The organism is Pseudomonas sp. AC016 (genome assembly GCF_979253365.1).
In genome coordinates this window covers 707,021-732,340 of record NZ_CEEDCC010000001.1, presented here as the reverse complement: position 1 = coordinate 732,340, position 25,320 = coordinate 707,021, and the positions used below count along the sequence as shown (strand labels likewise).

Here is a 25,320-nt window from a genome sequence, read left to right as displayed (position 1 = left end):
GACTCACATGATACTTTCGTGACCAAATGTTAATGGCTTTTGTGAAAACAGGCTGTCTTCTGCACAATGCGCGCCGCATTCCACCCGAAGAGGTAAAAAAGCAACCAATGGACTTGACCGCTGCTGATGAAAAGCTTTTGAAAGCCCTTGCTGTCGCGCTGGTAGACCATCCTGCCGGCACGCTCAAGGACATTGCCCAGGCGGCCGGTGTGAGCAAGGCCACGCTCAACCGGTTCTGCGGCACCCGCGCCAACCTGATTGAAATGCTGCTCAATCATGCCTCGGACCTGATGAATCAGATGATCGCCGAGGCTGATCTGGAGCACGCGCCTCCTGTCGAAGCGCTGCAACGGCTGGTCGACAACCACCTCATTCATCGTGAAATGCTGGTGTTTCTGGTCTTCCAATGGCGTCCGGACACCATGGACGAAAGCTGTGGCGGACGTCGCTGGTTACCGTATTCCGATGCGCTGGATGCCTTCTTTCTACGTGGCCAGCGGGAAGGGCTGTTCAGAATCGATATGAGCGCTGCGGTGCTTACCGAAACCTTCGCTTCGTTGTTGTTCGGTCTGGTCGATGCCGAACGGCGCGGGCGGGTGGCGCGCGCCGGGATGGGGGCGATGTTGATTCAACTGTTCATGCACGGTGCCCGCGTCGGCTGATGGATTGTGGGAGCGACTCCAATATGGAGCAGTGGTAAGCGTGCCTGTGCCGTTTTGTCGCACCCGCACTGCAGCCCGCAGCAGCACGGCTCGCGCTCCAGCACGTTTTTTGTAACAGCATTCGCGGTGTTCGCCAGCACCCTTGAGTGTTAAATTCGCCGCCATGAATTTCGTCCGAACCCACCGCTCGCTCATCGCCTGGATGCTGTACGGCTTCGTCCTGTTCAATGGCGTTGCGTGCGGTTTCGGTCATGGGCAGATGCTGTCGGCCATTTCGTCGGTTTCAGCGGACGATATCTGCGGTGATGTCGGCGCTTCTTTGCCTTCGATGGACAAGGGCAGCCATGCCCTTGTCATGCAACTGGCCACGTTCGATTGCGCCTTTGCCGGCAAGCTGACCCTTGCGCTGCTGTTCTTCATTGGCCTGGGCTGGCTGGCGCGCACCCTGAATGTCAGGCTGCGCCTGCCTCAATGTCTGCTACATCAAGCACCTCGCCAGGCGTCTCCAGGTTGCCTGCCGCAGGCGCCTTGAGCCTGTACGCCTATGCTCATCGTTTGTGGTCAGGCATCAACGCTGTTGAGCCTGCCGGTTTACGGGAACGACAGCTGACTTCAATACCAGTGGTCGCGCCTTATCCTTCAAGGGACGTAATACATGACGCAGAATTTCACCCGCCGCGAGGTCGTCTCCGGCCTCTCGCTGCTCAGCCTTGGCCTGCTGGCCGGTTGCGGCAATTCCAATGCCTTGCCGTTCAAACATGGCAAGGACATGAGCAATGAAATCGTCGGTCGCAACTTCCGGCTCAAGGACCCGAAGGGCGAGGTCAAGACGCTGTCGAGCTTTCGCGGCCTGATGCCGATGGTGTTCTTCGGTTTCACCCAGTGTCCCGCCATCTGCCCTACAGCGCTTGCCCGCGCTGCGCAGATCAGAAAGCTGATGGGCGAGGACGGCAAGACCTTTCAGGTGGTGTTCATCACCCTTGACCCGGAGCGCGACACGCCCGAAGTGAACGATGCCTACGTGAAAGCGTTCGATCCGACCTTCGTCGCCCTGTCCGGAACACTTGAAGAAACCGCTGCCACGGCGAAAGAGTTCGGTGTGTTCTTCGAAAAGGTCCCGCTTGGCGATACCTATACGATTTCTCACACCGCCACCAGCTATGTCTATGACACCCGTGGTGTCCTGCGTCTGGGCCTGTCGCACAAGTTGTCTGCCCAGCAATGCGCCGAAGATCTGCTCACTTTGATGGAAGTATGTTGATGAATACGCTGATTCGTAACGCCGTAAAACCGATGCTGCTGGCTGTCTCGCTGCTGGGGCTGAGTGCTCATGCGTTTGCCGAGACACGGGTTGATGATGCCTGGGTACGCGCCACAGTGCCGGGCCAGCCTGCAACCGGTGCATTCATGCAGATCACCGCAAGCGAGGACAGCAAACTGGTGGATGTCGCTTCGCCCGTTGCCAAGACTGTTCAGATCCATCAGATGAGCATGAAAAACGATGTGATGAACATGGGGCAGGTGGCCTCCGTGGACCTGCCGGCGGGCAAGACCGTGGCGCTCGATGCCGACGGTTATCACGTGATGTTCATGGGGCTGCTGGCGCAGGTCAAAGAGGGCGATCAGGTGCCGTTGACCCTGACCGTTGAAAACGCCAAGGGTGTGAAGGAGTCGATCAAAGTGACAGCGGTGGCCAGGTCCTTGACCGCTGACGCACACAGCGGTCATGGCGATCACAGCGGGCATTGATCTGTCGGCCGAGCGGCCCGCACAGACGGGTCGCTCAGGAGTAAGGTAGGCGGGGCATCACGATATTTCTCTTGCTACTGGAGGTGAATATGAGTGCTCCCATGCTTTCCAAGACCCAGATCAACGGCTATCAACTGATCAGCGTCAACTGCGGTCCCTGGACCGTGTGTACCCCTAAAGACCGACTTGCCTCATTCAACACCCGACAGGAAGCCATGGCCTACGCAGCTTCCCTGCCGGTTCGTGACTGGGGCAAGTCGCGTCCGGCCTGATGTGGAAAGCCCTCGTTCTGCAAGCTTCTTAGCGGACGCCAACTGTGGGAGGCGGCTTGCCGGCGATGCGTTTTTTCAGGCAGCCCAGCATTGACTGACTTGACGCCATCGCCGGCAAGCCGCCTCCCACGGTCTTTGTATCGATTCCGCCTAACCAGTTTATATCTCTTAAAAGAATAACCAGCGAGCCAAATATTCTTTTAAGGAACAAGTATCTTTAAGCCATGATTGCCTTGCCACATCAACTTTGGAAAGGTGACTGATACCAACAGAACCTGGATTTTTTATTAAAAAATACAGGAGCGTATCAATGGGCAATGTCCAGACCGCCGCCAGCGCACATGATGTGCCATGGCGCCAGACGCCGAGTGGCGACCTGGTTGATCTGGGGCGTCCCTTTCGTGGCCCCTTGTCATCGACGCGACTGCACAGCAATCCCAAACCTGTTCTCGGACGTCGGGAAGCCATCCTGCTGGGCGTGTTTGCGCTCGTGTTGCACGGCGCGGTGATCTACTGGCTGAGTCAGAAACCGACGCCCGCGTTACCGGTGGTGCCGCCGGAAATTCCGCCGATGACCATCGAATTTTCAAGACCTGCGCCGCCGGTGGAGGCACCGCCGCCGCCACCCGAGCCTGTCGTACAGCCTGTGGTCGAACCGCCGCCTCCGGTCGAGGATGAGCTGGCCGTCAAGCCGCCACCGCCCAAACCGGTCGTGAAGCCGGTCGCGAAACCCGTTGAGTCCACGCCTGCGCCGCCTGTGCCAGCGCCGCCAGTCGCAGCACCTGCACCTCCAGCGCCGCCCGCGCCAAAACCCGTCACGCCGGCTTCGGCCAGTGCCGGTTATCTACGCAATCCCGCGCCGGAATACCCCTCGCTTGCCATGCGTCGCGGGTGGGAGGGGACCGTGATGTTGCGCGTTCACGTCCTGGCCAGCGGCAAACCCGGCGAGATTCAGATTCAGAAAAGCAGCGGCCGCGAGTCGCTCGACGCCGCCGCGCTGGCTGCCGTGAAACGCTGGAGCTTCGTGCCCGCCAAGCAGGGCGATGTTGCCCAGGACGGCTGGGTCAGTGTGCCCATCGATTTCAATATCAACTAAATCCACGTATTCGATTGACCGTGCGGGCTACCTGACAAAAGGCGCATCGCGACACCCCATGCCTTGTTCAGAGAGAGCTGCGCCATGAGCCTACTTGCTTCGCCGTTTGAATCCATCGAACACGCCGTCATCTGGCTGCTGGTGATCTTTTCGGTTTCTACCTGGGGCCTGGCCCTGCTCAAGGGCGTGCAGTTCTCACGCCTCAAGGCTCAGGATCGCACGTTTCACAAGCAGTTCTGGGCTGCGTCGAGCCTGGATTCCGCAGCCCAATTGGCTCACGAGAAGCCGGGCGCTGCCGCCCGCGTTGCACTGGCCGGTTACGCCGCCATTCAGGTCAACGAGACTGCGCAGCCCCACGACCTGAGCCAGTCCATCAATCATCAGGACCGACTGGAACGCTCGTTGCGTCAGCAGATTGTGCGCGAGCGTCGATCGCTGGAAAACGGTCTGGCGATTGTCGCCAGTATCGGCAGCACGTCGCCCTTCATCGGCCTGTTCGGTACGGTCTGGGGCATCATGTCGGCGCTCAAGGGGATCAGTGCCGCAGGCTCCGCAAGCCTTGAAACCGTGGCAGGCCCTATCGGTGCTGCACTGGTGGCAACGGGCGTCGGTATTGCGGTCGCCGTGCCTGCGGTGCTCGTTTACAACTACTACCTGCGCCGTCTGAAGCTGACGGTTGCCGATCTCGATGACTTTGCCCACGACTTCTACAGCCTGGCGCAGAAAAGCGCCTTCCGGGTGCTGCTGCATCCGGTGCTCAAGTCAGGTGCAAACGGCACTGCGCAAAAAGTGAAGGAGGCTTCCTGACATGGCCTTTTCCACTCAGGACAGCGATGAAGTGCTGAGCGAGATCAATGTCACGCCTTTGGTGGACGTGATGCTGGTACTGCTGGTGGTGTTCATCGTCACCGCGCCGCTGCTCACCAACTCGATTCCGATCAACCTGCCCAAGACCGAATCCGTCGCACCGGTGGAGCAGAAAGACCCGTTGGTGGTGAGCATCGACGGGCAGGGCAATCTGTTCATCAACAAGGATGAAATCCAGCCGGACCTGCTGGAAACCAACCTCAAGGCCGCCAGGGAAAAAGCGCCGGATGTGCGCGTGCAACTGCAGGCCGACGACGGTGTGAATTACGGCGAGGTGGCGCGTGCCATGGCGTCCATCGAGCGCGCCGGTATTACCAAACTGTCGGTGATTACTGCCAGATAGCCGCTGCCAGGCTCAGAACATTCACTTTTTGGGGCCGCATTCTCAGGCAGATGCGGCCTCTTTTTTATGTGTCGTCGCAGCGTTCTATTACAGGAAGGTGGCGCAAGATGGGTGGTGGATGGGACGCAGCACAGATTCAGGCGCAGTGAGCCGGGCAGCTCACCGCGCCTGATCATGATCAGATTACGCCAGCAGCTCGGTTCCCAGCTGGAACGCGACCCACAACGCCAGACCTGTGGCGAAGGTCAGTGCGATGTTTTCGAACAGGTTGTTGCGGTACTCCTTGGCCAGCAGGGATTTCTGGTTGGACATGATCAGCAGGCCCAGCGAGATGATCGGCAGGCCGACGATGTTCAGCGCGTTGACGCCCAGAGTCAGGGTCACGAAGTCCGGCATGCCTGGCAGCGACCAGACCAGTGGGGTCACCAGAATGAACAGCATGAACCACTTGTGCATCGGATCACGGTGAAACTCTTTGCCGTAGCGTGTGCGGCGTTCGGGACGGATGTGCTGGAACGCGTCGGTGATGAGCATCGGGAACGCCGTGGTCTTGCCGGAAATACTGGCGAACAGCGTGGCGAACACGCCGATGAAGAAGATGTACCAGCCCAGCGGACCGAAGAACAGTTCCAGCGCCTTGCCCAGATCGCCCAGCGTGTTCACCTGAATGCCGTTGGGACGCAGAATCTCGACGCCCACCACCCAGATCGCCAGGTTGATGACGATGCCGACGATGACTGCGAACAATAGATCGTTGCGCTGAATGCGTTTGTGTTGCGGACCGATCCAGCCCTTTTCACGCATCACGTAAGGGTGAACGAAGTTGGCAATGGAACCGGCGACTGCACCGATGACCGACACCGCGACCAGCAGCGCGCCATGCACGCCTTCATCGGGCGGAATGCTGAAACCAATAGTGCCCTTGATGATGCCGGTGACATCCGGCCCGGACATGATCGCCAAGGTCAGAAAGGCCAGCGTCATGATCGCCAGCAGCACTTTCATCACGCCTTCGATCATCGCGTAGATGTTGCGTCCCACCAGCAACCACACGGCAATCACCACCGCGACCGAACAGAGCAGCGGCTGGTTGATGTGCAGCAACATCGCCAGCGCCTCACCGGCACCCTTGATCATGTAGGCGTTGATCAGATGGCCCATCAGCAGTGCGTATGCCAGCATGAACCAGGCGAAGAACGGATGCAGCTGCGCGTAGCCCTGCAGGATGGTCATGCCCTGGTTATTGCAGAGCTGGAAGCGGGCAATGATGTTGACGATCAGAAACCTGAGCAGCAGCGAAATCGCCAGCACCCACATCATCGCGTACCCGTAACTCGCACCGGCCACCGAAGACGTGATCAGGTCGCCCGCGCCTAGCCAGGACAATACGGCGATGATGCCGGGTCCCAACAGTTTGGCGAGCTTTTTCAAGCGGGGTTCTGCGACGGACGTTGCCTTTTCTTCAATCGAAGGGGTGCCAGGCATGTGTCGAATCTCCATTGTTATTGTAGTGAGATGAAAGACAGTCACAGATAAGATAAGACGTCGTACAACATGCGTGGGGATTCAAATGTAACTTGTTGTGAATGCAGGTCGCTCTGCGTTCTGCGTCCCATCTGAAATGCGTCGCGCGGCACAAATGTGACGCGGAGCGTCACGGTAGGCATGCCCACGCCGAGCGATGGGCACGATCGTCTTCAGCCGTCACACTGATCGTTACCACGCTCTGCGTGGTAATGCCTCTCAGGACGCTCTGCGTCCGGTCTATAGTTCGCGCACAATGCCGCAGACAGAACCCCGACCTGCACGATCAACCAACAGAGAGCCTCCATGCCACCGATCCTCGCCGCCGCGCAGTTCCATTCCGAGCGGGGCCAGCTTGCGCGCAATCTCGAGGGGCATCTGACCTTCATGCGCCGCGCCGCAGACCAAGGCGCCGAGTACCTGCTGTTCCCCGAACTGTCCCTGATCGGCTACGAGCCGGACATCGCCCGTGAACTGGCGGTCTTTCCTGAAGACGACCGTCTGGAGTCCATCCGCTCACTGGCGATGCAACTGAATCTGGCAACCACCGTCGGCATCCCTTTGAAGGGTCCCAACAACACTGTCCACATCGGCGCGCTGACCTTCACCGCGCAGGGCGATGTCACCGCGTACGCCAAGCAATACCTGCATCCCGGCGAGGACGTCGTGTTCAGTGCCGGATCGAAAGACTGTTTTTTGCCATTGGGGCAACAACGGATAGGCCTGTGCGTCTGCGCCGATTTCAGTCATCCCGAGCATGTTCAACGCATGGCGGAGGGCAAGGCGTGGGTGTACGCAGCGAGCGTGCTGATCTCCCCCGGCGGTTACGAGAAGGATGCTGCGCTGCTGCAGGGGCACGCCCGGCACCATGGACTGCCCATTCTCATGGCCAACCACGGCGGACCTACTGGCGGTTGGGAATCGGCCGGTCGCAGCGGTTTGTGGGATGAAGAGGGCGTCTGGATCGGCGGTCTGGAAGGCACCGGAAATGGACTGGTGATTGCGACCTGCCAGCCGCAAGGCTGGCAGGTGCAAGTGATCAGGCTGGCGTGACGGAGGTCATCGCGTCAGGGTCGGAATCGGTCGGGCCCTTTCCAGACCCTTGCTCCGCCTGAGCGAGGGTTTCTGGCACGGCGAACCACAGCAGGCAGAACGCCGCCGCCGCCACACCGGCGAGGGTCAGGAACGCGGCACTGTAACCCGCCGAGTGCACCACGAAACCTGCCAGGCTGTTGCTCAGCGCAGCCCCGAGACCGAACATCGTCGACAGCGCGCCCAGGCTGACGTTGAAGCGTCCGGTGCCTTGGGTCAGGTCCTTGACCATCAACGGGAACAGAGCGCCGAACAGACCCGCACCGATGCCATCGAGCATCTGTACTGCAACCAGCCAGAACGGGTCATCAGACAACGTGTAGAGCACGCCGCGAATCGGCAGAATCAGAAAGCCTGCCAGCAACAAGGGTTTGCGACCCCATACGTCTGCTTTCATGCCCACCAGCAAAGCCGCGGGGACCATGACCAATTGCGCGGCAACGATGCAGGCCGAGGTCAGCGGCGTGGCCATTTGCATGTTGATCTGCGAAAGCTTCTGGCTCACCAGCGGCAGCATCGCGGCGTTGGCCAAGTGGAAGAGGGCGCAGCAGATGCCGAACAACAGCAGCGGCTTGTTGCTCAGCAAAGCCTTCAGGCCCGACGGAGCACCGTCATGCACCTTATGACTGGCGTCGAAACCTCGGGCCACATCATGGTCGATCGCATCGGCGGAAACGAAGCTGACGGCAAGGATGCTGGCCAGCGCCATGGCCGCCATCAGGTAGAACACTGCAACCGGGCCGAACAGGTAAGCGAATCCACCGGCCAGCAGCGCCGCGCAGGCATTACCCGCGTGGTTGAAGGTTTCGTTGCGTCCGGTGCGTCGGGTGAAGGCACGCGGTCCGGTAATACCCAGCGAAATGGCGGCGATGGCGGGTGCGAACACCGATGCGGCGACGCTGCTCAGGGCTTGGGTCAACGCGACCAGGGTGAACGACGAGGTGAACGGCAAAACAAGGCAACTCAAGGTTACGAGTAACGCGGCAGCAGCAATGATCGCGCGCTTGTACTTCGTTCGGTCGATCAGGGCTCCGGCGGGTGTCTGGGTCACGAGCCCGGCAATACCGGCAATGGTCATCACCACGCCGATGCTGGCCGGGTCCCATTTGTGGACCGCCAACAGGTAAATGGCGAGGTAGGGACCCAGTCCATCGCGCACGTCGGCGAGGAAAAAGTTCAGGCTGTCCAGGGAGAGGGTATTGCGGCGATCTGCATGACTGGCCAAGGCGAGCATTCTCGTAATTCGTCAGACTCCAACCCACCGAGCCACGAGGCATACAGACCCGAGCCGTTTTAAAGAAGTTTCAGCATGTTTCATGAATAAGCGGAGTCAGACAGTCTTTTTCTGCAGGCTCTTCATGCGCTGAGTGGCGCGTTGCACGGCTGCCATTTTCTCCGGACGCTTCATGCGCTTCCATTTGCGAATGTCATCCTTGGTCCGCCCACAACTCACGCACAGATCACCGCTGAGCTGGCACACGGAAATACAGGGGTTTTCGATGTCCTTGGCCATGGGTCAACCTCGTCTGGCGTACTTACGTGAAAGTCGCAGTTCCCAATTGCCGCCGTTCTCGCGCAGGCACTGTTCTTCGCTGTCGAAGTGTACGTGCCCAGCCAGCGTCTTCAACGTGATATCAAGTTCATCCAGCGCCTCGGCAGTCAACTGGATCATGCGTTGATCCAGCCCCCGGCTCAAAGCCTGATCTTTCGCGGCCACGGTGTCGAATGCCCAGATCACCTGAAGACTGGCCGGGAAGTTTGCGTAATCGATTTCATGAGTCAACCAGCAGAAGCCCGGGATCTCCGATTTTGCCGTTTCGCAGGACTGCGTCAGCGCTGCAATCAAGCGTCGCTCTACCTGTGCCTGTTCACGTTTGCTCGACGGCATGGCTGAAGCCCTCAAAGAAATGAGATGAATAAAGGCGCAGCACGATACCTGATTGTGGTTTCAAGCCCCAGCCTGTTCATTGTCGAATGCACATCGCACTTGAGCGACCTCAACGCTGTCCTACTGCCTGGGCATCGTCGACAAGGCGCGATGTCACTCCTCTAACAATAAATAAGGACGCACCCATGGATTTTTCTCAAGCAGGTACCGCTACCGATCAGGGCCGCAGGGGATTTCTGAAAAAGTCGCTGGCGGTCTCCGCGACCGTCGCAGCCGTTGGCGCATTGCCGCGTTTTTCTCTCGCCGAGCCACTGACCCAGCGCTACCCCGACCCTTTGGTCGGTATATTGGACGACAGCTTCATGGAGCTGCGCATCTTCAATGCCAGCGTCGAAAAACTCGCGACCGGCATGCGCTGGGCCGAAGGTCCGGTATGGATTGGCGATGGCCGCTACCTGCTGGTCAGCGACATTGCCAATAATCGCATCATGCGTTGGGACGAGGTTACCGGCAGTTTCTCGGTGTACCGCGAACACTCGAATTTTTCCAATGGCATGTGCCGTGATCGTCAAGGCCGTCTGCTGGTGTGCGAAGGGTCATTCACCACCCGCGAAGGGCGGCGTGTCACGCGCACCGAATACAATGGACGCATCACCGTGCTGGCCGACAGTTTCGAAGGCAAGCCTTTCAATTCACCGAACGACATCGTCTGCAAGCGCGACGGTTCGATCTGGTTCACTGACCCGATGTTCCAGGCCAACAGCGACTATGAGGGCCACAAGGTGCCTCAGTCCCAGCCTTTCGGGGTGTATCGCATCGATCCCGCAGATGGCAAGGTCAGTCGGGTCATCGATGACTTGGCCGGCCCGAACGGCCTGTGTTTTGCGCCGGACGAGAAAACCCTCTATGTCGTAGAAGGTCGCGCCAGGCCGAACGGCATCATCTGGGCCATTGCCGTGAACGATGACGGCACGCTCGGCGCGCGCCGCAAGCACGTCGAGGGTGCGGATTACGCCGCCATCGACGGCATCAAGTGCGACGAGAACGGGAACCTGTGGTGCGGCTGGGGGGGTAATGGCAATCCCCAGGCCGATCTTGAAAAGCTCGACGGAGTGCGGGTGTTCAATCCGCAGGGCAAAGCCATCGGCCACATCACGCTTCCGGAACGTTGCGCCAACGTCTGTTTCGGCGGGCGGGAAGGCAACCGGCTGTTCATGGCGAGCAGCCATTCGCTGTATTCACTGTTCGTGAACGCCCGGGGCGCGACCTTCGCCTGAGGCAGCCTCAAAGTGGCAGAGCGATTCATTTCGCTCTGCACCTCAATTGCTTCGAAAATGCTTCGAACCCCTGGAGTGGTCACGGGTCTGTTCGTGTATCACTCTTTTCAGGGAAGGTCCTTATGTCTGCGCAACGCAGCCTTGTCATGCTTGCACGAGGCGGTTACGCCGCTCGTGGTGTTGTCTATCTGATCATCGGTCTGTTCGCCGTACTGGCGGCGCAGGGTTCCTCGCAACCCGCAGACAGCCATAGCAGCCTTGAAGCCTTGTTGAGTCAGCCGTTCGGTAACGTGCTGGTCGGCATCGTCGTGGTCGGCCTGCTCGCATTCGCCGCCTGGCGTGTGCTGCAAGCGACCCGCGATGTCGATCATCATGGGCGCGAACTCAAGGGACTGGTGATTCGTGGTGGTCTCTTGGTCGGCGGTTTCACCTATGGCGCGCTGGCGTTCTTCGCCGCAGGCCTGTTGATCAGCGGCCTGAAAAGCTCCGGTGGTTCGGGTGGCGGCCAGACACAGGATCTGCTGCAGTCGATCCTGTCCTGGGATCACTCCAACCTGCTCGTTTACGTGGTGGCGCTGGTGCCGATGGCACTGGGCATCGTGCACATCATCAAGGGCTACAAGGCGTCGTTCGAAAAGTATTTCGAGGCCGACGAAGACGTCATGCGCTACGTGCGTCCTGTCTCGCGCTTCGGTCTGATTGCCAGGGGCGTGGCCTTCATCGAGATCGCGGTATTGCTGGCCGTGAGCGGTTCCAGCTATCAGGCGATGCATCCTCCGGGCATGAAAGATGCGCTCAACGGTCTGCAGGATCTGCCAGCCGGCGGACTGGTGCTGCTGATCGTGGCGCTCGGGCTGATTGCCTTTTCGGTGTACAGCTTTGCCCAGGCGGCGTGGCGTCGCATCAACATGGATGTTCCCGATGCACCTGAAGCGGTTGCGCGACACTTTCGCTGAGCGTTATCAGGACAGATCAGGGCAGCGCCTGAGGCGACATCGGGCGCTCCCTGAGCAACATGAAATAGTGTGAACCCTGCCTCAAGTCGCCTGTTCCCCAGCCGACACCCTCTTTTGAGCTCCGACCCATTTGCGTGTCGACGTCCCCGGCGTCCTCGCGCAAAGCATCCGGTGCACCATAAAAACAAAAGAGGACAGCCATGACCATTCTTCAGCGAGTGATTGGTGGGTTTGCCGTGCTGGTTGTGCTGTTGCTCGCCATGGTGAGTATCAGTTATCAGAGCACCCATTCGATAAGCGACCGGCTGACCGTGATCACGGGACAATCGGCACCGTTGAGCCGTGCAGCGAGCGAGCTGTATGTTCACGTTCTGCGCGCCAACCAGGCGCTGCTGGGCGTGCTGGTCAGCAATGACCCGAAGCAGATCGATGACGGCAAGCAGCCGTTCAACGACAGCATGGCGCGTTTCAATCAGTTGCTCGACAGCACGCCAGCCTACATCGGCGACCGCGCCGGGCTGCGCGACAACCTGGCACAGGAGAAGCAGCTCAGCGCGGCCTATGCCGAGCAGGCGCAGACCCTGATCGCCAGTCATCGTCAACACGTCATCCAGATGCAGCAGGCCCGTGTCCTGCAGGGCTACAGCAGCAGCGAGGGCGTCCAGTTGACCAGTTACCTGCGTGACTATATTGCCCGCGAGCGCACGACCGGTTCGGCTGACAACGTCGCCGCAGCCGAGAAGTTGCTGCTGGAAGTGGGCAAGTCCTACGAAGGTCTGGCCGCGCACGCTGCGACGCCCGACATACAAACCCTGCAGCGCCTGCTCAATCTTCAGGACGAAGTGATCAGCACCCGCGCTCGCGAACTGACCGCCGCCGACCCTCGCGCAGGCCGTATTGCCGGGGTGATGGTCAACCGTCTGCTCAATGACCTGACCGGCGCTGACGGCGTCTATCAGGCCTATCGTCAGGAAGCGGCGCTGGCTGATCAGGTCGGCAAGCAGCGCCAGGCCGCCGAAGCACGTCTTCAGGCCACGCTGGACAAGATCGGCGAATTCGGCAACCAGTCGCTGGCGGTTGCCAACGAGGCCAAGGAGGGTGCTGACTCGACGATCGCCACCAGCCTGAGCCTGCTGCTGGTCGCCTGCATTCTGGCGGTGCTGGCGGCTGTCGTGATCGGCACTTGGGTGGCCTTCAGCCTGCGTCGCCCGCTGGCGGCGTTCCGCGAGGTACTGAAGACCCTGAGCACAGGCGACATGCGCGTGCGGTTCGATGTCAGCCGCAAGGACGAGTTCGGCGAGCTGGGTGGCTACCTGAACGAGTTCACCCAGTCCCTGCAACAAACCTTCCGCGAGCTGATCGGCTCGGCCGATACCCTGGCGCTGACCGCCAGCAACAACGCGCAGATCAGCGAGCAGACCACGCGGGTGGTCGATGAGCAGAAGGATCGTCTGCACTCGGCTGCTTCGGCCATGAACGAAATGGAAAGCACAGTCGAGGAAGTCGCCCGGCGTGCCCAGGACACCCGCAGCGCGGTGGACAGCACCAGTGAGCTGACCGAAAAGGTTCAGCAGCGCGTGGCTGAAACCATCGTCAACATTCGCCAGCAGGCCGAGCAGGTCAACAAGGCGTCAGCGGTGACCGATGAGTTGCAGAAGTACGGCCAGAACATCGACGGCATTGTCGATGCGATTCGCACCATCGCCGAACAGACCAACCTGCTGGCCCTCAACGCCGCCATCGAGGCTGCGCGGGCGGGTGAGCAGGGCCGCGGGTTTGCGGTGGTTGCCGATGAAGTCAGGTCGCTTGCCAGCCGCACCCAGACGTCCACCAGCGAAATCCAGGAAATGATCGGCCAGATGCAGAGCAAGATTCATTCTGCGGTGCAGGTCATGAACGAAAGCCAGATCCAGTCCAATCATTGCGTCACGCTGGCGTCCGGCGCGGATGAGCTGTTACAGGAGATGGGCGAGGCGGTGGGCACCATTCGCGACATGAACATCCAGATTGCCGCCGCTACCGAAGAGCAGAGTGCGACGGTGCAGGAAACCAGCCGCATGGTCACGCACATCAACGACTCAGCCCAGCAGGCCGCAGACGGTGCCGAGCAATCGGCCAGCAGCAGCCAGGACTTGTCGAAAATGGCCAGGGATCAGCGCGAGCTGCTCCATCATTTCAGCGTTTGATGCCCGGGAGTCAGAACATGAAGCAATGGTTAGCGATTTCCCTGGGTGCCAGCCTGCTGGCCGCCAGTCTGGCTCACGCCAGCACGCCTTTGGTCGGCGTCGGCATGGCCAAGTACAACGACAACTTTCAGACCATCCTGCGTCACGGTGTGGAGAAGCAGGTAGCAGTGCTCGACGCCGATATCTTCATGGAGAACGGCCAGGACAATGTGGAGCTGCAGATGCGCCAGTTCCGCAACCTGGTGAGCTCCAGAGTCGACGCGATTGTCGTCGCGATGGTCAACGGCAAGAGCGCGCCGGAGATGATGCGTCTGGCCAACGAGGCGAAAATTCCGCTGGTGTTCGTCAACCGCAATCCGGAACCCGCCAAGTGGCCGCCGCAGACGGCGTTCGTCGGTTCGGACGAACTGGAGTCCGGCACTCTGCAGGCGGAAGAACTGGCGCGGCGTGCCAATTACAAGGGCAATGTGGTGATTCTGGTCGGTGATCCGAGCAACAAGTCCTCGGTCATGCGCACCGAAGACGTGGAAAAGGTCGTCGCCAAATACCCGAACATGAAAGTCGTGCAAAAGAAAATCGGCAACTGGGAACGCAGCCAGGCCGCGACGATCGTCATCGATTGGGTCAAGCAGGGCGTGGACTTCTCGATCATCGCTGCCAACAACGATGAAATGGCCATCGGCGCGATCATGGGCCTTGAAAAGGCCGGGAAGAATGCCCGCGACTATCTGGTGGGCGGCATCGACGGCACGCCGGACGGGCTGAAACTGATGGCCGAGGGCAAGCTGGCCGTGAGTGTGTTTCAGGACGCGGTCGGTCAGGCCAACGGTGCGGTGGATGCGGCGTTGAGCATGGCGCGCGGCGAAACGCTGGCGTCTCCGGTGATCTGGGTGCCGTTCAAGCTGATCACGCCGGAAAACCGCCAGCAGTTCGAGTAATGCACGGACAGGGCGTTCGGCTGTTGTTTACAGCCGGATGTCCTGCGGACCACGAATCTGCGCCTCGATGCGGGTACCGGTCAGGCGCTCTTCGTTGGAGAAACCGTCATAGTCCGCCAGCTTGCCGAAATGGATACCGGTGAGCTGTTCGATCTGCGCCACGCTGCGTTGCCAGGTCTTGAGCTGGCCGAACACGATGCTCAACTCGCCCAGTTCGCGGCTCTGATCAATCATGTAAGCGCTGGCAGAAGGCTTGCCATCGTCGCCAAGAAACGCCACGACCTTCCAGAATGCCGAAGGGATTTTTACGTTGCGGTAGCTGCGGTCGTCATCGCGCAGGATGGGCCCGCTGAACACCGTGACCCGCGATTTCCAGCGGCGGGTGTTATCCAGAATGTAGTCTTCCAGCTCAAGCCAGGTCTTCTGGTTGAACGCGCTCATCTGTGGCGAACAGTTGGTGAAATGGAAGGTGTCCGTATTGGCGGTTTGTGCGTCCTTGCCCCAGTTCGGATCCTGTCGCCGCACCAGATGCCCGCGGTCCAGCAGGTTGCTGGCATACAGACTCTCGCCAATCTGCGCGTCGGCAGGCAGCCTGCCGTCGAACGACCACGAATCGTTACTGCGCTTGACCTCGACGCTGCTGTCGCCATCGATGTTCACGCCCACGTAGAGCGCCAGACGCCGACTGCGCGACATGGTGATGGAAAAGTGCATGTAGTCCAGGCGATCCCCGGCGTTCTTCAGGGGATAGACGTCGGCGGCCAGCTCAGTGTCCGGTGCTGGCCAAGGCACAACGAAGTCGCCGAGGAAATCTTCCGCGTAGCCTTTGCGCGACTTCAGGTCGCTGGCAGACGTGGTGCGTGGCGCCACCAGTGGCTCGGCTTGCGGTGCCAGCAGCCCGGCAGGTGGGTTGAGTGGGCTGAGGTCGGCGAGGCGAGGGCGATAGGTCAGGTCGGCTTTCAAGGTCTTGTCAGGCACTGCGCTTGCTCCGGCGGTGGGCGTGGATTGCGTCAAGTTCACCATAGACGCATGACAGCGCTGCGTCGAAGACGTGGTGTGGAGCCCCTATATCGCATTCATCCTTGTAAATTATTATCCGATAATCGCCCAGTATTGTGCGTGCCCGGGTGAGGTAATGATCCTTAAAAAATATTTATTCGGCACGGATCATAGCTTTTGGCTGCTGTTCGGCAATTTTGATCGATGAATTCAGGATTCGGTCCACCCTACGACAATCAAAAACCCATTGACGTTATTAACCGGCTGGTACATTTTTACTGCACATCCGCCTGCGCCGTTCCAGGCAGGAACACAATAAGAACAATCGAGGCACACCGTCATGCTCCAGGGATTGATCCTTTCCGTTTCACCTTCGCCGTTCGTCAATGCCCAATATGCAGGTATTGGCTGGATTCGCTCGCAGTAGTTTTTCGATTCGCCCATCCGTTTCAGCGCAGTTGCGCCCCATGACGCCCATCCCGAGATGGCTTTCATGATGTCTGACCGCTGCGCTGGCTCTTGTGCATCTGCGAGGTCCGCCAATGACGAAAATCGTCGATCTGTATTTCAAGCTGCTCAAACTGTTGATCGTGTTGTGCATGGTGGCCATGGTCGTGCTGGTGTTCGGCAACGTCGTGCTGCGTTATGCATTCAACTCCGGCATCAGCGTGTCGGAAGAACTCTCACGCTGGTTCTTCGTGTGGATGATTTTTCTTGGCGCGCTGGTGGCGATGAAAGAGCGGGGACATCTGGGCCTGGACAGCCTGGTCAAACGCTTGCCGCCGATGGGCAGGCGCCTATGCCTGGTTACCGGACAACTGCTGATGCTCTATATCTGCTGGCTGATTTCCAGCGGCAGTTGGCAGCAGGCCTTGATCAATCTGCATGTCGTGGCGCCCGCGTCCGGATTTTCGATGGCGGTGTTCTATGCAGCCGGGCTGGTATTCGGCGTCAGCGCTGCGGCGATCCTCCTGTATCAGTTGTATTTGGCGCTCAGCGGCAAGCTGGACGAGGAGGCGCTGGTCATGGTCAGGGAAAACGAAGCCGAGACCGTGATCAAATCCGATGCGCCTGCTGCTACCCGGAGTAATCGACCATGACCCTGATGATCTTTCTCGGATCGCTGCTGGGCAGCATGGCGCTGGGGATTCCGATTGCGTTCGCGCTGTTGCTGGTCAGTGTCGCGCTGATGCTGCATCTGGACCTGTTCGATGCGCAGATCATTGCTCAGAACCTGCTCAACGGCGCCGACAGCTTCCCGCTGATGGCCGTGCCGTTCTTCATGCTGGCTGGCGAAGTCATGAACGCAGGCGGTTTGTCCAAGCGCATCGTCAACATCGCCATGGCGCTGGTCGGGCACAAGCGCGGCGGGCTGGGCTATGTGGCGATTATCGCATCCTGTCTGCTGGCCTCGTTGTCCGGTTCTGCAGTCGCTGATGCTGCCGCGCTGGCCGCATTGCTGGTGCCGATGATGGTTCATGCCGGGCACAATCGTTCGCATTCGGCGGGTCTGATCGCGGCGGGCGGCATCATTGCGCCGGTCATTCCACCAAGCATCGGCTTCATCGTGTTCGGTGTCGCGTCCGGGGTCTCGATCTCGAAGTTGTTTCTGGCCGGGATCGTTCCTGGGTTAATGCTGGGTGCCGCACTGGCCATCGCCTGGTGGTTCGTCTCGCGCAGTGAGAACGTCGAACCGCCGCCCAAACGCAGCGGCAAGGAAATCCTGCGCACGCTGACGGATGGCTCGTGGGCGCTGGGCTTGCCGCTGATCATCGTGTTCGGCCTTAAGTTCGGTATCTTCACGCCGACGGAAGCGGCCGTGGTTGCAGCGGTTTATGCCTTGTTCGTGTCGCTGGTGATCTACCGCGAACTGAAGATCAATCAGCTGTACGAGCTGGTGCTGTCGTCCGCCAAGACCACCTCGGTGGTGATGTTGCTGGTGGCCGCAGCCATGGTGTCGTCGTGGCTGGTGACGATCGCAGAGCTGCCTGACCAACTGGCGGCATTGCTCGAGCCGTTCATGGACAACCCGACCCTGCTGCTGATGGTCATCATGCTGCTGGTGATCATGGTTGGCACGGTGATGGACATGACCCCGACCATTCTGATCCTGACGCCGGTTCTGATGCCTGCCGTGACCATGGCGGGTATCGACCCGGTTTATTTCGGTGTGCTGTTTCTGATCAACACCGCCATCGGCCTGATCACGCCGCCTGTTGGCACCGTGCTCAACGTGGTGTGCGGGGTATCGAAAATCAGCATGGACGAGATCATTCGAGGCGTCTGGCCTTTCATGCTGGCGCAGTTTGTCGTGCTGTTGTTGCTGGTGCTGTTCCCGCAACTGGTGCTGGTTCCGCTGAGCTTTTTGACCCGATGACAAAGAGGCAGGAGCCGCTGGCTTTCAATCACTCCATTTCCAATAACAAGACCGGAGAATGACATGCAGAAACTGATGAAGACCCTGTTGGCCGGCGCTTGCGCCACCAGCCTGTTGCTGGCGAGTGTGGCCAGCCATGCGGCAGAGATTCGCGAACGCACCCTGCGTTTTGCGTTTCAGAACGTCAAGGAGCATCCGCAAGGGCAGGGCGCACAGAAATTCGCTGACCTGCTGAGCGAAAGCAGTGGCGGCAAGATCAAGGTGCGGCTGTTTCCAGGCGGCACGCTGGGCGGCGATGTGCAGACTGTCTCGGCTTTGCAGGGCGGCACGCTCGACATTACGGTACTCAATTCCGGGATTCTCGCCGCTCAGGCGCCTGACTTCGCAATGCTCGATTTCCCGTTTCTGTTCAACGACGTGAAAGAAGCCCATGCGGTCATCGACGGCCCGGTCGGCCAGAAGCTCGCAGCGCAGCTCGACAGCAAGGGGCTGGTCGCCCTGGGCTATTGGGACCTCGGGTTTCGCAATGTAACCAACAGCAAGCACCCTATCACCCGCCTTGAGGACATGCAGGGCCTGAAGATCCGCGTCATCCAGTCGCCAATCTACCTGAAAACCTTCTCGGCCCTTGGCGCCAACCCGGTGCCAATGGCGTTTCCCGAGGTCTACACCGGTCTCGAGCAGCACACCATCGATGGTCAGGAAAATCCGTACACGGTAATCGAAGGCAGTAAGTTCTTCGAAGTGCAGAAATACCTGTCCGCGACCGGACACATCTTCAATCCGCAGTCGCTGATCATGAGTCAGAAAACCTGGAATCGCCTGAACGACGATGAAAAGGCACTGATTCGCGACGCCGCCGCCAAGGCTCAGGTCTTCCAGCGTGAAGTGACGGCCGCCAGCATGGACAATGCCCGGGCCAATCTGGAGAAGCAGATTGCGGTCAACGACATTTCTCCTGCCGAGAAAGACCGTTTTCGTGAGCGCGTAAAACCTGTCATCGACGAGTTTTCCCAGCAACTGGATGCCGGTCTGGTGAAGATGATGTATGACGAAATTGCCAAGGCACGCGCAGCACAGTAGAGCCATTGTCGCGTCAGAGCCCGTCCGGCGGGCCTGACGCTGCACGTTCGATACATCCAATCCGATTTAAACCGGTAACCCCGCGAAAATAGTCTTAAATATCCGTGAACAGGCGTCGATAAGCTTTGCATAAGAGCAATCCGCAGCTCGCGTTATTTCATTGACCGCAGGGGAGCTTCAGGATGTCGATCAAACTTCGTTTGTTTCTGTTGATAGGCACCGGGGTACTGGCTGTGCTGATCATCAGTCTGGTCAGCTATCTGGGCAATAACAGGATGGCGGCGGCGATGACTGACAACGAGGTCAGCATGACAGCGTTGAGCAATCACCTTCAGGCCGACATGATGCACGACGCCCTGCGCGCCGATGTGCTCTCGGCGATGCTGGTCGGGCTGGATAAGAGCGAAACAACCCGTGACGAGGTCCTGGCCTCCCTCAATGAGCACGCCGCGCAGTTCCGCAAAGTGCTGAGTGACAATCTGGCGCTGCCGATCAATGACACCCTCAAGGCCGAACTGAACAAGGTCAAGCCCAGCCTCGACGCCTACATCAGCGCGGGCGAGCGAATTGTCGGCCTCGCGCTGGACAGTCCTGACCGTGCCCAGCAGGATCTGGGTACATTTTCTGCCGCCTTCACCCAGCTTGAAGGCCAGATGTCCACGTTGAGCGACCTGATCGAAGACAACTCGAAAGCCAGCGGCGAAATCACCCGCGACGCCATCAGCACCGCCAATACCACGCTTGGCGTGGTTCTGGTCATCAGCCTCTTGCTGCTGGTCGCGCAGGGGCATTGGGTGACCCGCAGCATCTTGATTCCCCTGCAGTCAGCCAGCCGCATCGCTGAAAGCATCGCGCATGGCGACCTCAGCGAGCCAATTACCGAGCCGACCAGTCGTGATGAGGCCAGTGCGCTGATTCGCAGCCTTGCCGTCATGCAGCGCGATCTGCGCGGCATGATCGAAGTGGTGCGCAGCAACGCCCACGGCGTCAGCGGCATGAGCGGGCAATTGAGCAGCGGCTGTCACGAAGTGGCGGGCAGCAGCCAGCAGCAAAGCTCGGCAGCGGCGACCATGTCGGCGGCCGCCAGTGAAATGACCGCCAGCATCGAAGAAATCACCCGTCACGCCGAACAGGCACGGGAGATGGCCAATCAGGCCGAGACGCTGGCCAAGAACGGCGGGCGGGTGATCCATCAGGTGGTCAGCGACATGGACGGCATTGCCCGTTCGGCTCAACAGTCGGCACAGGTTATCCGCACGCTGGACAAGGAGTCGGAAGCCATTTTCAACATCATTCAGGTGATCAAGAGCATTGCCGACCAGACCAACCTGCTGGCGTTGAACGCGGCCATCGAGGCCGCACGTGCCGGTGAACAGGGCCGTGGCTTTGCCGTGGTGGCCGACGAGGTGCGCAGCCTGGCAGGTCGCACCAGCGCGTCGACCCAGGAAATCACCGGCATGGTCGCCCGTATTCAACAAAGCACCCGCGAGGCGGTGACCAGTATGGAAGCCGGGGTGGCCCAGGTCGACAAAGGCATGGCGGTCACCGCCGAAGTCGAACAGGCCATCCGCGATATTCTCGATGCCACATTGAGCACCACGCACCTGGTCAATGACATCACCCGCACGATTGGCGAACAGAGCCTGGCCAGTAACGAAATCGCCCACCAAGTGGAAATGATAGCCAGCATGTCCGAGGACAACAGCCGGGTCATTGGTCAGACCGCGACCACCACCGACGAGTTGTCCGCGCTGGCAGTCCAGCTCTCGCGTTCGGTGGATCGGTTCCGGCTTTGACGTCTACAGGCCCTCATCCGGCCTCATTCCGCTAACCGCTCGCTCACCGCCTGCTCGCAGGCGGTTGTTGCCCGATCAGGTGTTTTTCGAAACTGATCGCTCCGGTTCATTAAAGCTTTTGCACTAACAGACGTTAACCATCGAAACCGATCATCTTCCGCGCCCAGGAGCAGCTGCATGCAAACGTTAAAGGCCTTGTACGAGTCGGTCGAAAAGCAGTTCTTCAACACCCTGACCAAAAAGCTCTCAAGCCTTTTTCTGTTGGTCGTCGTCAGTGCACTGCTGTACTGGGTGGCGCTGTCTGTTCGGGTCGACATCGTGATGTTGTTGCGCAGTGCGCAACTGGAGTCCGGTGTACTGGCGCGTATCGAGGGCAGGCTGGACGCACTGAGCAACGCGATTCTGATCAGCACCCTGTTCACGTTGGGCATGGTCAGTTTCATGGTCTGGTACCTGCGTCATCTGATCGTTCGGCCTGTGATGTTCATGACCGGTGCGCTGGAAGAAATCGCCAATGGCGAGGGTGATCTGTCCAAGGATTTGCCACTGCTGACCCATGATGAAATCCGCGTGCTGGCGAGCACCTGTAACCGGTTCCTCGCCAAGCAGCGCGAAGTGATCAGCAGCATTCAGGCATTGACCGTGCAGATTGCGGTCGAGTCGGCGCGCTCGCTCAAGAACATCAGTGATTCCAGCGACAGCGCAACCGATCAGGCGCGCTTTGCCAAGGAGGTCATGGATCAGAGCAACATGGCGGTCGGCAGCATCGAGGACGTGTCGCAGCAGACTCAGGGCATTTCCAGCACCACTGCCCAGAACCTGAGCATGGCGCGCGGTTCCTACTCCGAACTGCTCGAAGTGACCGGCAACATCAGCCAGATATCCAGCAGCCTCAATGAATTCGGCGTGTTGGTGTCTGCCCTGAACCAGCGTTCGTCGAGCATCAAGTCCATTGTCGGCCTGATCCAGCAGATTTCTTCGCAGACCAACCTGCTGGCGCTCAACGCGGCCATCGAAGCGGCACGTGCCGGCGAAAGCGGCCGCGGCTTTGCCGTGGTGGCCGACGAGGTGCGCACCCTGGCGCAAAACGTCAGCAAAGCCACCGACGACATTTCGCAGAACATCGATGCGATGCTGCTGGAAGTCAGCTCGACCTACGAGCAGACCACCCAGATCAGCCAGAGCGCACGTGAAACGCAATTGGTCGTGGAGCGGGCATCGGGGCATTTCGAGAGCATGATCGTCGACTTCGAATCCACCAATGGCAAGCTCGCCGACATTGCCTCCCACATCCAGCAGTTCGCCACGACCAATACCGGCATCAACGACCGGGTGACGCGCATCTACGCCGACAGCCAGGCCATCGACCAGCGCATGCAGCATTCGGCGACAGCCACCCGTGACCTGTCAGGCGTTGCCGAGCGGGTGCAGGCGCTGCTGGGACGTTTCGTGCTCGGGCACGGTGAGCTGGACGCTGCAATCACGCGGGCCAGTGAGTGTCGGGATATCCTGCAGGCCCGGCTTGCGGCACTGCACAAAGGGGGCGTCAACCTGTTCGATCAGAGTTACAAACTGATTCCCGGCACCGATCCCAAGCAATACATGACCAGCTACACCGATCGTTTCGCGCAGATCTGCCAGGAAGAGTGCGACAAGCTGACCAAGGGCACGCGGGGCGGCAAGGTCACGTTCATTGTCGATAACAAGGGCTATTGCCCGGTCAACAACAGCTGGGTATCGCAGAAACCGACCGGTAATCGCGCCGTCGACCTGCCGGTGTGCCGCAACAAGCGGATGTTCTCTGACCCGGTCGGCCTGCGAGCGGCAGGTAACAAGCAGCGTTTCCTGCTGCAGACCTACCTGCGCGATACCGGTGAAATCATGACCGAGATCGACGTGCCGTTCTTCTTCGAAGGCCGTCATTGGGGCAATCTGCGGATGGGCTTCGACGCGGCGCAGTTGCTGGGCCACTGAGTCGTCGGGTGTGACGCCCGCCCGTCTGCGCACAGACAGGCGGGCGTCCGGTGAGTCAGCCGAGCAGGTGTTGGGCGATGTACCTTGAGATTTCAACCATTGACGTCTTGCCTGTGAATTCGAACTTCACCTTGCCAATCGCCGAGTAATAGATCTCCAGTTCCGAATCCAGGTCGAAGGTCCCCGAGGTTTCCACCGACCAGGCCACGATGTTCTTGTAGGGCAGCGAGGTGAAGTCTTTCTTGCTGCCTGTCAGCCCCTGAACGTTGACCGAGATGATGCGTTTGGTGGTGAACACCACGCCGTCGCGCATGGACTTGTAGGCGTCGATGACTGTTTCGCCGTCCAGCAGCAGGTCCTTTACGCGTTCTGCGTACTCGTCATTCTGCTTGAGCTTGAAAAAGCCTTTGTTGTTGAAATCGATCATTTTCTGTCCTTGAACCATTGCTTAAGGAAGCGGAGCGCGTCTGTACCGAGCATTGCGCAAGCAGAGTAGCAGCTGGCCACTTCTTTTAGTGGCTCGTCTGGCGAGGGGCATTGTTCATGTCTGACATGACAGCAAGGGAACGTTAACGTCGATTCAGGCTCAATTTCTGTGACGCTCTGATTCCCGGAACGCCCACGGAGGTGTGATTTTGAACATTCAAAACCTGTCCAGCGATATCAAGGCTGGCAAGATCAGTGAGCTCAATCTGGTGTCGATGGAAGGCGGTTCGTACGTGCTCCATGCGCTTGTGGACGGCAAGTCAGTGCCGGTTCAGGACTCGCACGGCAAGCCTTTGCATCTGGCTTCGGTCGAGGAAGCGCGCAAGGTGCTGTCGTCGGTGCCGGATGTGCAACTTTTTCTGAGCCAGGGCGTGGCGCACGACGAGATGGTCGGCCTGGACGACGTGCAGGTCGAATCTTCCCGACATGAGATTCCGCTGCGCTCCAGCCTCTGATACGCGTTTTCACCTGTCCGAATGAACGGAACACCGCTCTGCCCACCAGAGCGGTCAGTTGGTACTGCTGGGTGTATGGTCAGCAGTTCACTACTCAGGAGCAGTCATGTCTTTCCAGAAACTCCCCCGAATCCTGATCACCAACGACGACGGCATCGATGCTCCAGGTCTGCTGGCACTTGAAGAAGTGGCCCGCGAGCTGGCCGACGAATTCTGGATCGTTGCCCCTGATCACGACCAGAGCGGCATATCGCATGCCTTGAGCATTCATCATCCACTGCGCGTGACCAAGCGTGGCGAGCGCAGGTTTTCGGTGTCGGGCACCCCCGCCGACTGCGTCGCCATGGCCTTGCAGCAATTGATGAGTCAACCACCCACCTTACTCCTGTCCGGCATCAATAAAGGCGCGAATCTGGGCGTTGAAACGGTATTTTCCGGTACGGTCGGTGCGGCCATGGCCGGGCTGCTGCTGGGCGTGCCTTCGATTGCCCTGAGCCAGGCCCTGACGCGCCGTGACTCGGTGCGCTGGGAGACGGCACGGCAACTGGCGCCTGATGTGATTCGCAAGGTCTGGGGACTGGGTTGGGAGCAGGGCGCTTGTCTGAACATCAATTTCCCGGATGTCCCCGCAGCGGAAGCAGGCCCGATGCAATTCACCACCCAGGGGGCCGGTCGTATCGACTCATTGGAAGTCACTTCACGCACCGACATGCGTGAGCGGGACTACTTCTGGTTGAGCATTCATCGCCATGATCTGGCAGACGCGCCCGGCAGCGAAACCCATGTGGTCATGAACGGCGGAGTTTCCGTCACGCCGCTGCGTTTCGAGCGTACCGACACGACGATGCTGGAACAGTTGAAAACACGTTCCGAGCGCTGAAGCGTGCCATCAGTGCTGGCGTATCACGGCAATACATTTAATCTCCAGCAGCAGGCCGGGGTGCGCCAGTTCGGCAACGCCGATGCAGGTCCAGGCGCATTGCCCGCGTGGAAACAGGCGGTTTTTGACGTCGCGAAAGACCTGCATGTGCTCGCTCATCGACACGTGATAGGTCGTCATGTCGACGATGTCCTCGAACGTGCAGCCAGCCTCGGCCAGTACTGTGCGCAGGTTTTCCCAGCAGGCGATGAATTGCGCTTCAGGGTTCAGGATCACGTCCATATCCCGTGTGCGTCCGACCTGCCCAGAGCAGTAGAGCGTATGGCCGACCCTGACCGCAGGCGCGTAGCCAGCACGGTCCATGATCAGTTCCATGGTGGGAGGGACAATGATTTCGCGGTCTGACATGTGGCTACACCT

At 59.5% G+C, this 25,320-nt stretch carries 28 protein-coding genes and 1 pseudogene; 21 read left to right on the top strand and 8 right to left on the bottom strand.

Annotation, left to right across the window (positions count from 1 at the left end; genetic code table 11):
• Window positions 1-107 precede the first annotated feature (107 nt).
• The 8 genes from AC0IXS_RS03040 to AC0IXS_RS03005 all read left to right on the top strand — a co-directional run bounded on the left by AC0IXS_RS03040 (window position 108) and on the right by AC0IXS_RS03005 (window position 4,989).
• On the top strand, window positions 108-662 hold the full coding sequence (locus tag AC0IXS_RS03040; RefSeq protein WP_029243520.1) for a TetR/AcrR family transcriptional regulator: 555 nt from the start codon (window positions 108-110) through the stop codon (window positions 660-662).
• A gap of 163 nt (window positions 663-825) precedes the next feature.
• Window positions 826-1,194 (top strand): DUF2946 domain-containing protein, encoded by a 369-nt coding sequence (locus tag AC0IXS_RS03035; protein WP_122669229.1) that lies wholly within the window; start codon window positions 826-828, stop codon window positions 1,192-1,194.
• Window positions 1,195-1,317: 123 nt separating this feature from the next.
• Window positions 1,318-1,923, top strand: a complete 606-nt coding sequence (locus tag AC0IXS_RS03030; protein WP_471823734.1) for an SCO family protein — start codon at window positions 1,318-1,320, stop codon at window positions 1,921-1,923.
• Entirely contained in the window at window positions 1,917-2,411 is a 495-nt protein-coding gene (locus AC0IXS_RS03025) for a copper chaperone PCu(A)C (protein ID WP_161987333.1), read from the top strand. Before AC0IXS_RS03030 ends, AC0IXS_RS03025 begins: the two co-directional genes overlap by 7 nt.
• An 89-nt stretch (window positions 2,412-2,500) precedes the next feature.
• Entirely contained in the window at window positions 2,501-2,683 is a 183-nt protein-coding gene (locus tag AC0IXS_RS03020) for a DUF2188 domain-containing protein (RefSeq protein WP_471823732.1), read from the top strand.
• Between the two features lie 310 nt (window positions 2,684-2,993).
• Entirely contained in the window at window positions 2,994-3,779 is a 786-nt protein-coding gene (locus AC0IXS_RS03015) for an energy transducer TonB (RefSeq protein WP_471823730.1), read from the top strand.
• Between the two features lie 84 nt (window positions 3,780-3,863).
• Window positions 3,864-4,586 carry a MotA/TolQ/ExbB proton channel family protein gene (locus tag AC0IXS_RS03010; protein ID WP_320470679.1) on the top strand — a complete coding sequence of 241 codons (723 nt, stop codon included), beginning with the start codon at window positions 3,864-3,866 and terminating at the stop codon, window positions 4,584-4,586.
• Between the two features lies 1 nt (window position 4,587).
• Window positions 4,588-4,989, top strand: a complete 402-nt coding sequence (locus tag AC0IXS_RS03005; RefSeq protein ID WP_471823728.1) for an ExbD/TolR family protein — start codon at window positions 4,588-4,590, stop codon at window positions 4,987-4,989.
• Window positions 4,990-5,172: 183 nt separating this feature from the next.
• On the opposite strand, the gene AC0IXS_RS03000 is transcribed toward AC0IXS_RS03005, so the two are convergent.
• A complete protein-coding gene (locus tag AC0IXS_RS03000; protein WP_029243514.1) occupies window positions 5,173-6,474 on the bottom strand; it encodes an Nramp family divalent metal transporter in 1,302 nt (433 codons plus the stop codon).
• A 345-nt stretch (window positions 6,475-6,819) separates the two neighbouring features.
• Between AC0IXS_RS03000 and AC0IXS_RS02995 the strand changes: the two genes are divergently transcribed.
• The gene (locus AC0IXS_RS02995) at window positions 6,820-7,566 is read left to right on the top strand and encodes a carbon-nitrogen hydrolase family protein (protein ID WP_471823726.1); all 747 of its coding nucleotides are present in this window, start codon (window positions 6,820-6,822) and stop codon (window positions 7,564-7,566) included.
• Here AC0IXS_RS02995 and AC0IXS_RS02990 read toward each other — a convergent pair.
• The 3 genes from AC0IXS_RS02990 to AC0IXS_RS02980 all read right to left on the bottom strand — a co-directional run bounded on the left by AC0IXS_RS02990 (window position 7,553) and on the right by AC0IXS_RS02980 (window position 9,493).
• Window positions 7,553-8,830, bottom strand: coding sequence for an MFS transporter (locus AC0IXS_RS02990; RefSeq protein ID WP_244652919.1), 1,278 nt, complete (start codon window positions 8,828-8,830; stop codon window positions 7,553-7,555). The two genes, AC0IXS_RS02995 and AC0IXS_RS02990, sit on opposite strands and share 14 nt — an antisense overlap.
• Before the next feature lie 105 nt (window positions 8,831-8,935).
• Window positions 8,936-9,118, bottom strand: a complete 183-nt coding sequence (locus AC0IXS_RS02985; RefSeq protein WP_004886489.1) for a DUF1289 domain-containing protein — start codon at window positions 9,116-9,118, stop codon at window positions 8,936-8,938.
• A gap of 3 nt (window positions 9,119-9,121) precedes the next feature.
• Window positions 9,122-9,493: a hypothetical protein gene (locus AC0IXS_RS02980; RefSeq protein ID WP_057409369.1), complete on the bottom strand. Its 372-nt coding sequence runs from the start codon at window positions 9,491-9,493 to the stop codon at window positions 9,122-9,124.
• 185 nt (window positions 9,494-9,678) lie between these two features.
• On the opposite strand from AC0IXS_RS02980, the gene AC0IXS_RS02975 reads away from it, so the two are divergent.
• The 4 genes from AC0IXS_RS02975 to AC0IXS_RS02960 all read left to right on the top strand — a co-directional run bounded on the left by AC0IXS_RS02975 (window position 9,679) and on the right by AC0IXS_RS02960 (window position 14,850).
• On the top strand, window positions 9,679-10,770 hold the full coding sequence (locus AC0IXS_RS02975; protein WP_471823724.1) for an SMP-30/gluconolactonase/LRE family protein: 1,092 nt from the start codon (window positions 9,679-9,681) through the stop codon (window positions 10,768-10,770).
• Window positions 10,771-10,892: 122 nt separating this feature from the next.
• On the top strand, window positions 10,893-11,726 hold the full coding sequence (locus AC0IXS_RS02970; protein ID WP_057409367.1) for a DUF1206 domain-containing protein: 834 nt from the start codon (window positions 10,893-10,895) through the stop codon (window positions 11,724-11,726).
• Between the two features lie 200 nt (window positions 11,727-11,926).
• Entirely contained in the window at window positions 11,927-13,912 is a 1,986-nt protein-coding gene (locus AC0IXS_RS02965) for a methyl-accepting chemotaxis protein (protein ID WP_057409365.1), read from the top strand.
• 17 nt (window positions 13,913-13,929) lie between these two features.
• Complete coding sequence (locus AC0IXS_RS02960; protein ID WP_029243509.1) at window positions 13,930-14,850, top strand: substrate-binding domain-containing protein; 921 nt, start codon at window positions 13,930-13,932, stop codon at window positions 14,848-14,850.
• 27 nt (window positions 14,851-14,877) lie between these two features.
• On the opposite strand, the gene AC0IXS_RS02955 is transcribed toward AC0IXS_RS02960, so the two are convergent.
• A complete protein-coding gene (locus AC0IXS_RS02955; protein WP_349346954.1) occupies window positions 14,878-15,828 on the bottom strand; it encodes a DNA/RNA non-specific endonuclease in 951 nt (316 codons plus the stop codon).
• 231 nt (window positions 15,829-16,059) lie between these two features.
• Entirely contained in the window at window positions 16,060-16,344 is a 285-nt protein-coding gene (locus tag AC0IXS_RS02950; protein WP_155516765.1) for a hypothetical protein, read from the bottom strand.
• 47 nt (window positions 16,345-16,391) lie between these two features.
• Between AC0IXS_RS02950 and AC0IXS_RS02945 the strand changes: the two genes are divergently transcribed.
• From AC0IXS_RS02945 to AC0IXS_RS02920, 6 genes and pseudogenes are all read left to right on the top strand, one after another.
• Complete coding sequence (locus tag AC0IXS_RS02945) at window positions 16,392-16,949, top strand: TRAP transporter small permease (protein ID WP_057411060.1); 558 nt, start codon at window positions 16,392-16,394, stop codon at window positions 16,947-16,949.
• Complete coding sequence (locus tag AC0IXS_RS02940) at window positions 16,946-18,226, top strand: TRAP transporter large permease subunit (protein ID WP_122669221.1); 1,281 nt, start codon at window positions 16,946-16,948, stop codon at window positions 18,224-18,226. Before AC0IXS_RS02945 ends, AC0IXS_RS02940 begins: the two co-directional genes overlap by 4 nt.
• A gap of 63 nt (window positions 18,227-18,289) precedes the next feature.
• A complete protein-coding gene (locus tag AC0IXS_RS02935) occupies window positions 18,290-19,309 on the top strand; it encodes a TRAP transporter substrate-binding protein (protein ID WP_025993500.1) in 1,020 nt (339 codons plus the stop codon).
• Between the two features lie 182 nt (window positions 19,310-19,491).
• Window positions 19,492-20,247: pseudogene (locus AC0IXS_RS02930) on the top strand (MCP four helix bundle domain-containing protein); the annotation flags it as partial.
• The gene (locus AC0IXS_RS02925) at window positions 20,242-21,105 is read left to right on the top strand and encodes a methyl-accepting chemotaxis protein (RefSeq protein ID WP_471826182.1); all 864 of its coding nucleotides are present in this window, start codon (window positions 20,242-20,244) and stop codon (window positions 21,103-21,105) included. The pseudogene AC0IXS_RS02930 and the gene AC0IXS_RS02925, both read left to right, overlap by 6 nt.
• A 177-nt stretch (window positions 21,106-21,282) precedes the next feature.
• A complete protein-coding gene (locus AC0IXS_RS02920; RefSeq protein WP_057411057.1) occupies window positions 21,283-23,079 on the top strand; it encodes a methyl-accepting chemotaxis protein in 1,797 nt (598 codons plus the stop codon).
• Window positions 23,080-23,134: 55 nt separating this feature from the next.
• On the opposite strand, the gene AC0IXS_RS02915 is transcribed toward AC0IXS_RS02920, so the two are convergent.
• Window positions 23,135-23,506, bottom strand: a complete 372-nt coding sequence (locus AC0IXS_RS02915) for a PH domain-containing protein (protein ID WP_004886526.1) — start codon at window positions 23,504-23,506, stop codon at window positions 23,135-23,137.
• Window positions 23,507-23,708: 202 nt separating this feature from the next.
• Between AC0IXS_RS02915 and AC0IXS_RS02910 the strand changes: the two genes are divergently transcribed.
• Both AC0IXS_RS02910 and surE read left to right on the top strand, forming a co-directional pair.
• The gene (locus AC0IXS_RS02910) at window positions 23,709-24,020 is read left to right on the top strand and encodes a DUF6482 family protein (protein WP_057411056.1); all 312 of its coding nucleotides are present in this window, start codon (window positions 23,709-23,711) and stop codon (window positions 24,018-24,020) included.
• 106 nt (window positions 24,021-24,126) lie between these two features.
• Window positions 24,127-24,900, top strand: a complete 774-nt coding sequence (gene surE / locus AC0IXS_RS02905) for a 5'/3'-nucleotidase SurE (protein WP_191957730.1) — start codon at window positions 24,127-24,129, stop codon at window positions 24,898-24,900.
• 9 nt (window positions 24,901-24,909) lie between these two features.
• Here surE and AC0IXS_RS02900 read toward each other — a convergent pair whose 3' ends face one another.
• Window positions 24,910-25,308 (bottom strand): RidA family protein, encoded by a 399-nt coding sequence (locus tag AC0IXS_RS02900; RefSeq protein WP_057411054.1) that lies wholly within the window; start codon window positions 25,306-25,308, stop codon window positions 24,910-24,912.
• Window positions 25,309-25,320 lie beyond the last annotated feature (12 nt).

Excerpts from the sequence above, each read along its gene's own strand:
- AC0IXS_RS03040 (WP_029243520.1), top strand. The coding sequence starts at position 108 with ATGGACTTGACCGCTGCTGATGAAAAGCTTTTGAAAGCCCTTGCTGTC.
- AC0IXS_RS03035 (WP_122669229.1), top strand. The coding sequence starts at position 826 with ATGAATTTCGTCCGAACCCACCGCTCGCTCATCGCCTGGATGCTGTAC.
- AC0IXS_RS03030 (WP_471823734.1), top strand. The coding sequence starts at position 1,318 with ATGACGCAGAATTTCACCCGCCGCGAGGTCGTCTCCGGCCTCTCGCTG.
- AC0IXS_RS03025 (WP_161987333.1), top strand. The coding sequence starts at position 1,917 with ATGTTGATGAATACGCTGATTCGTAACGCCGTAAAACCGATGCTGCTG.
- AC0IXS_RS03020 (WP_471823732.1), top strand. The coding sequence starts at position 2,501 with ATGAGTGCTCCCATGCTTTCCAAGACCCAGATCAACGGCTATCAACTG.
- AC0IXS_RS03015 (WP_471823730.1), top strand. The coding sequence starts at position 2,994 with ATGGGCAATGTCCAGACCGCCGCCAGCGCACATGATGTGCCATGGCGC.
- AC0IXS_RS03010 (WP_320470679.1), top strand. The coding sequence starts at position 3,864 with ATGAGCCTACTTGCTTCGCCGTTTGAATCCATCGAACACGCCGTCATC.
- AC0IXS_RS03005 (WP_471823728.1), top strand. The coding sequence starts at position 4,588 with ATGGCCTTTTCCACTCAGGACAGCGATGAAGTGCTGAGCGAGATCAAT.
- AC0IXS_RS03000 (WP_029243514.1), bottom strand. The coding sequence starts at position 6,474 with ATGCCTGGCACCCCTTCGATTGAAGAAAAGGCAACGTCCGTCGCAGAA.
- AC0IXS_RS02995 (WP_471823726.1), top strand. The coding sequence starts at position 6,820 with ATGCCACCGATCCTCGCCGCCGCGCAGTTCCATTCCGAGCGGGGCCAG.
- AC0IXS_RS02985 (WP_004886489.1), bottom strand. The coding sequence starts at position 9,118 with ATGGCCAAGGACATCGAAAACCCCTGTATTTCCGTGTGCCAGCTCAGC.
- AC0IXS_RS02980 (WP_057409369.1), bottom strand. The coding sequence starts at position 9,493 with ATGCCGTCGAGCAAACGTGAACAGGCACAGGTAGAGCGACGCTTGATT.
- AC0IXS_RS02975 (WP_471823724.1), top strand. The coding sequence starts at position 9,679 with ATGGATTTTTCTCAAGCAGGTACCGCTACCGATCAGGGCCGCAGGGGA.
- AC0IXS_RS02970 (WP_057409367.1), top strand. The coding sequence starts at position 10,893 with ATGTCTGCGCAACGCAGCCTTGTCATGCTTGCACGAGGCGGTTACGCC.
- AC0IXS_RS02965 (WP_057409365.1), top strand. The coding sequence starts at position 11,927 with ATGACCATTCTTCAGCGAGTGATTGGTGGGTTTGCCGTGCTGGTTGTG.
- AC0IXS_RS02960 (WP_029243509.1), top strand. The coding sequence starts at position 13,930 with ATGAAGCAATGGTTAGCGATTTCCCTGGGTGCCAGCCTGCTGGCCGCC.
- AC0IXS_RS02950 (WP_155516765.1), bottom strand. The coding sequence starts at position 16,344 with ATGAAAGCCATCTCGGGATGGGCGTCATGGGGCGCAACTGCGCTGAAA.
- AC0IXS_RS02945 (WP_057411060.1), top strand. The coding sequence starts at position 16,392 with ATGACGAAAATCGTCGATCTGTATTTCAAGCTGCTCAAACTGTTGATC.
- AC0IXS_RS02940 (WP_122669221.1), top strand. The coding sequence starts at position 16,946 with ATGACCCTGATGATCTTTCTCGGATCGCTGCTGGGCAGCATGGCGCTG.
- AC0IXS_RS02935 (WP_025993500.1), top strand. The coding sequence starts at position 18,290 with ATGCAGAAACTGATGAAGACCCTGTTGGCCGGCGCTTGCGCCACCAGC.
- AC0IXS_RS02925 (WP_471826182.1), top strand. The coding sequence starts at position 20,242 with ATGCAGCGCGATCTGCGCGGCATGATCGAAGTGGTGCGCAGCAACGCC.
- AC0IXS_RS02920 (WP_057411057.1), top strand. The coding sequence starts at position 21,283 with ATGCAAACGTTAAAGGCCTTGTACGAGTCGGTCGAAAAGCAGTTCTTC.
- AC0IXS_RS02915 (WP_004886526.1), bottom strand. The coding sequence starts at position 23,506 with ATGATCGATTTCAACAACAAAGGCTTTTTCAAGCTCAAGCAGAATGAC.
- surE (WP_191957730.1), top strand. The coding sequence starts at position 24,127 with ATGTCTTTCCAGAAACTCCCCCGAATCCTGATCACCAACGACGACGGC.
- AC0IXS_RS02900 (WP_057411054.1), bottom strand. The coding sequence starts at position 25,308 with ATGTCAGACCGCGAAATCATTGTCCCTCCCACCATGGAACTGATCATG.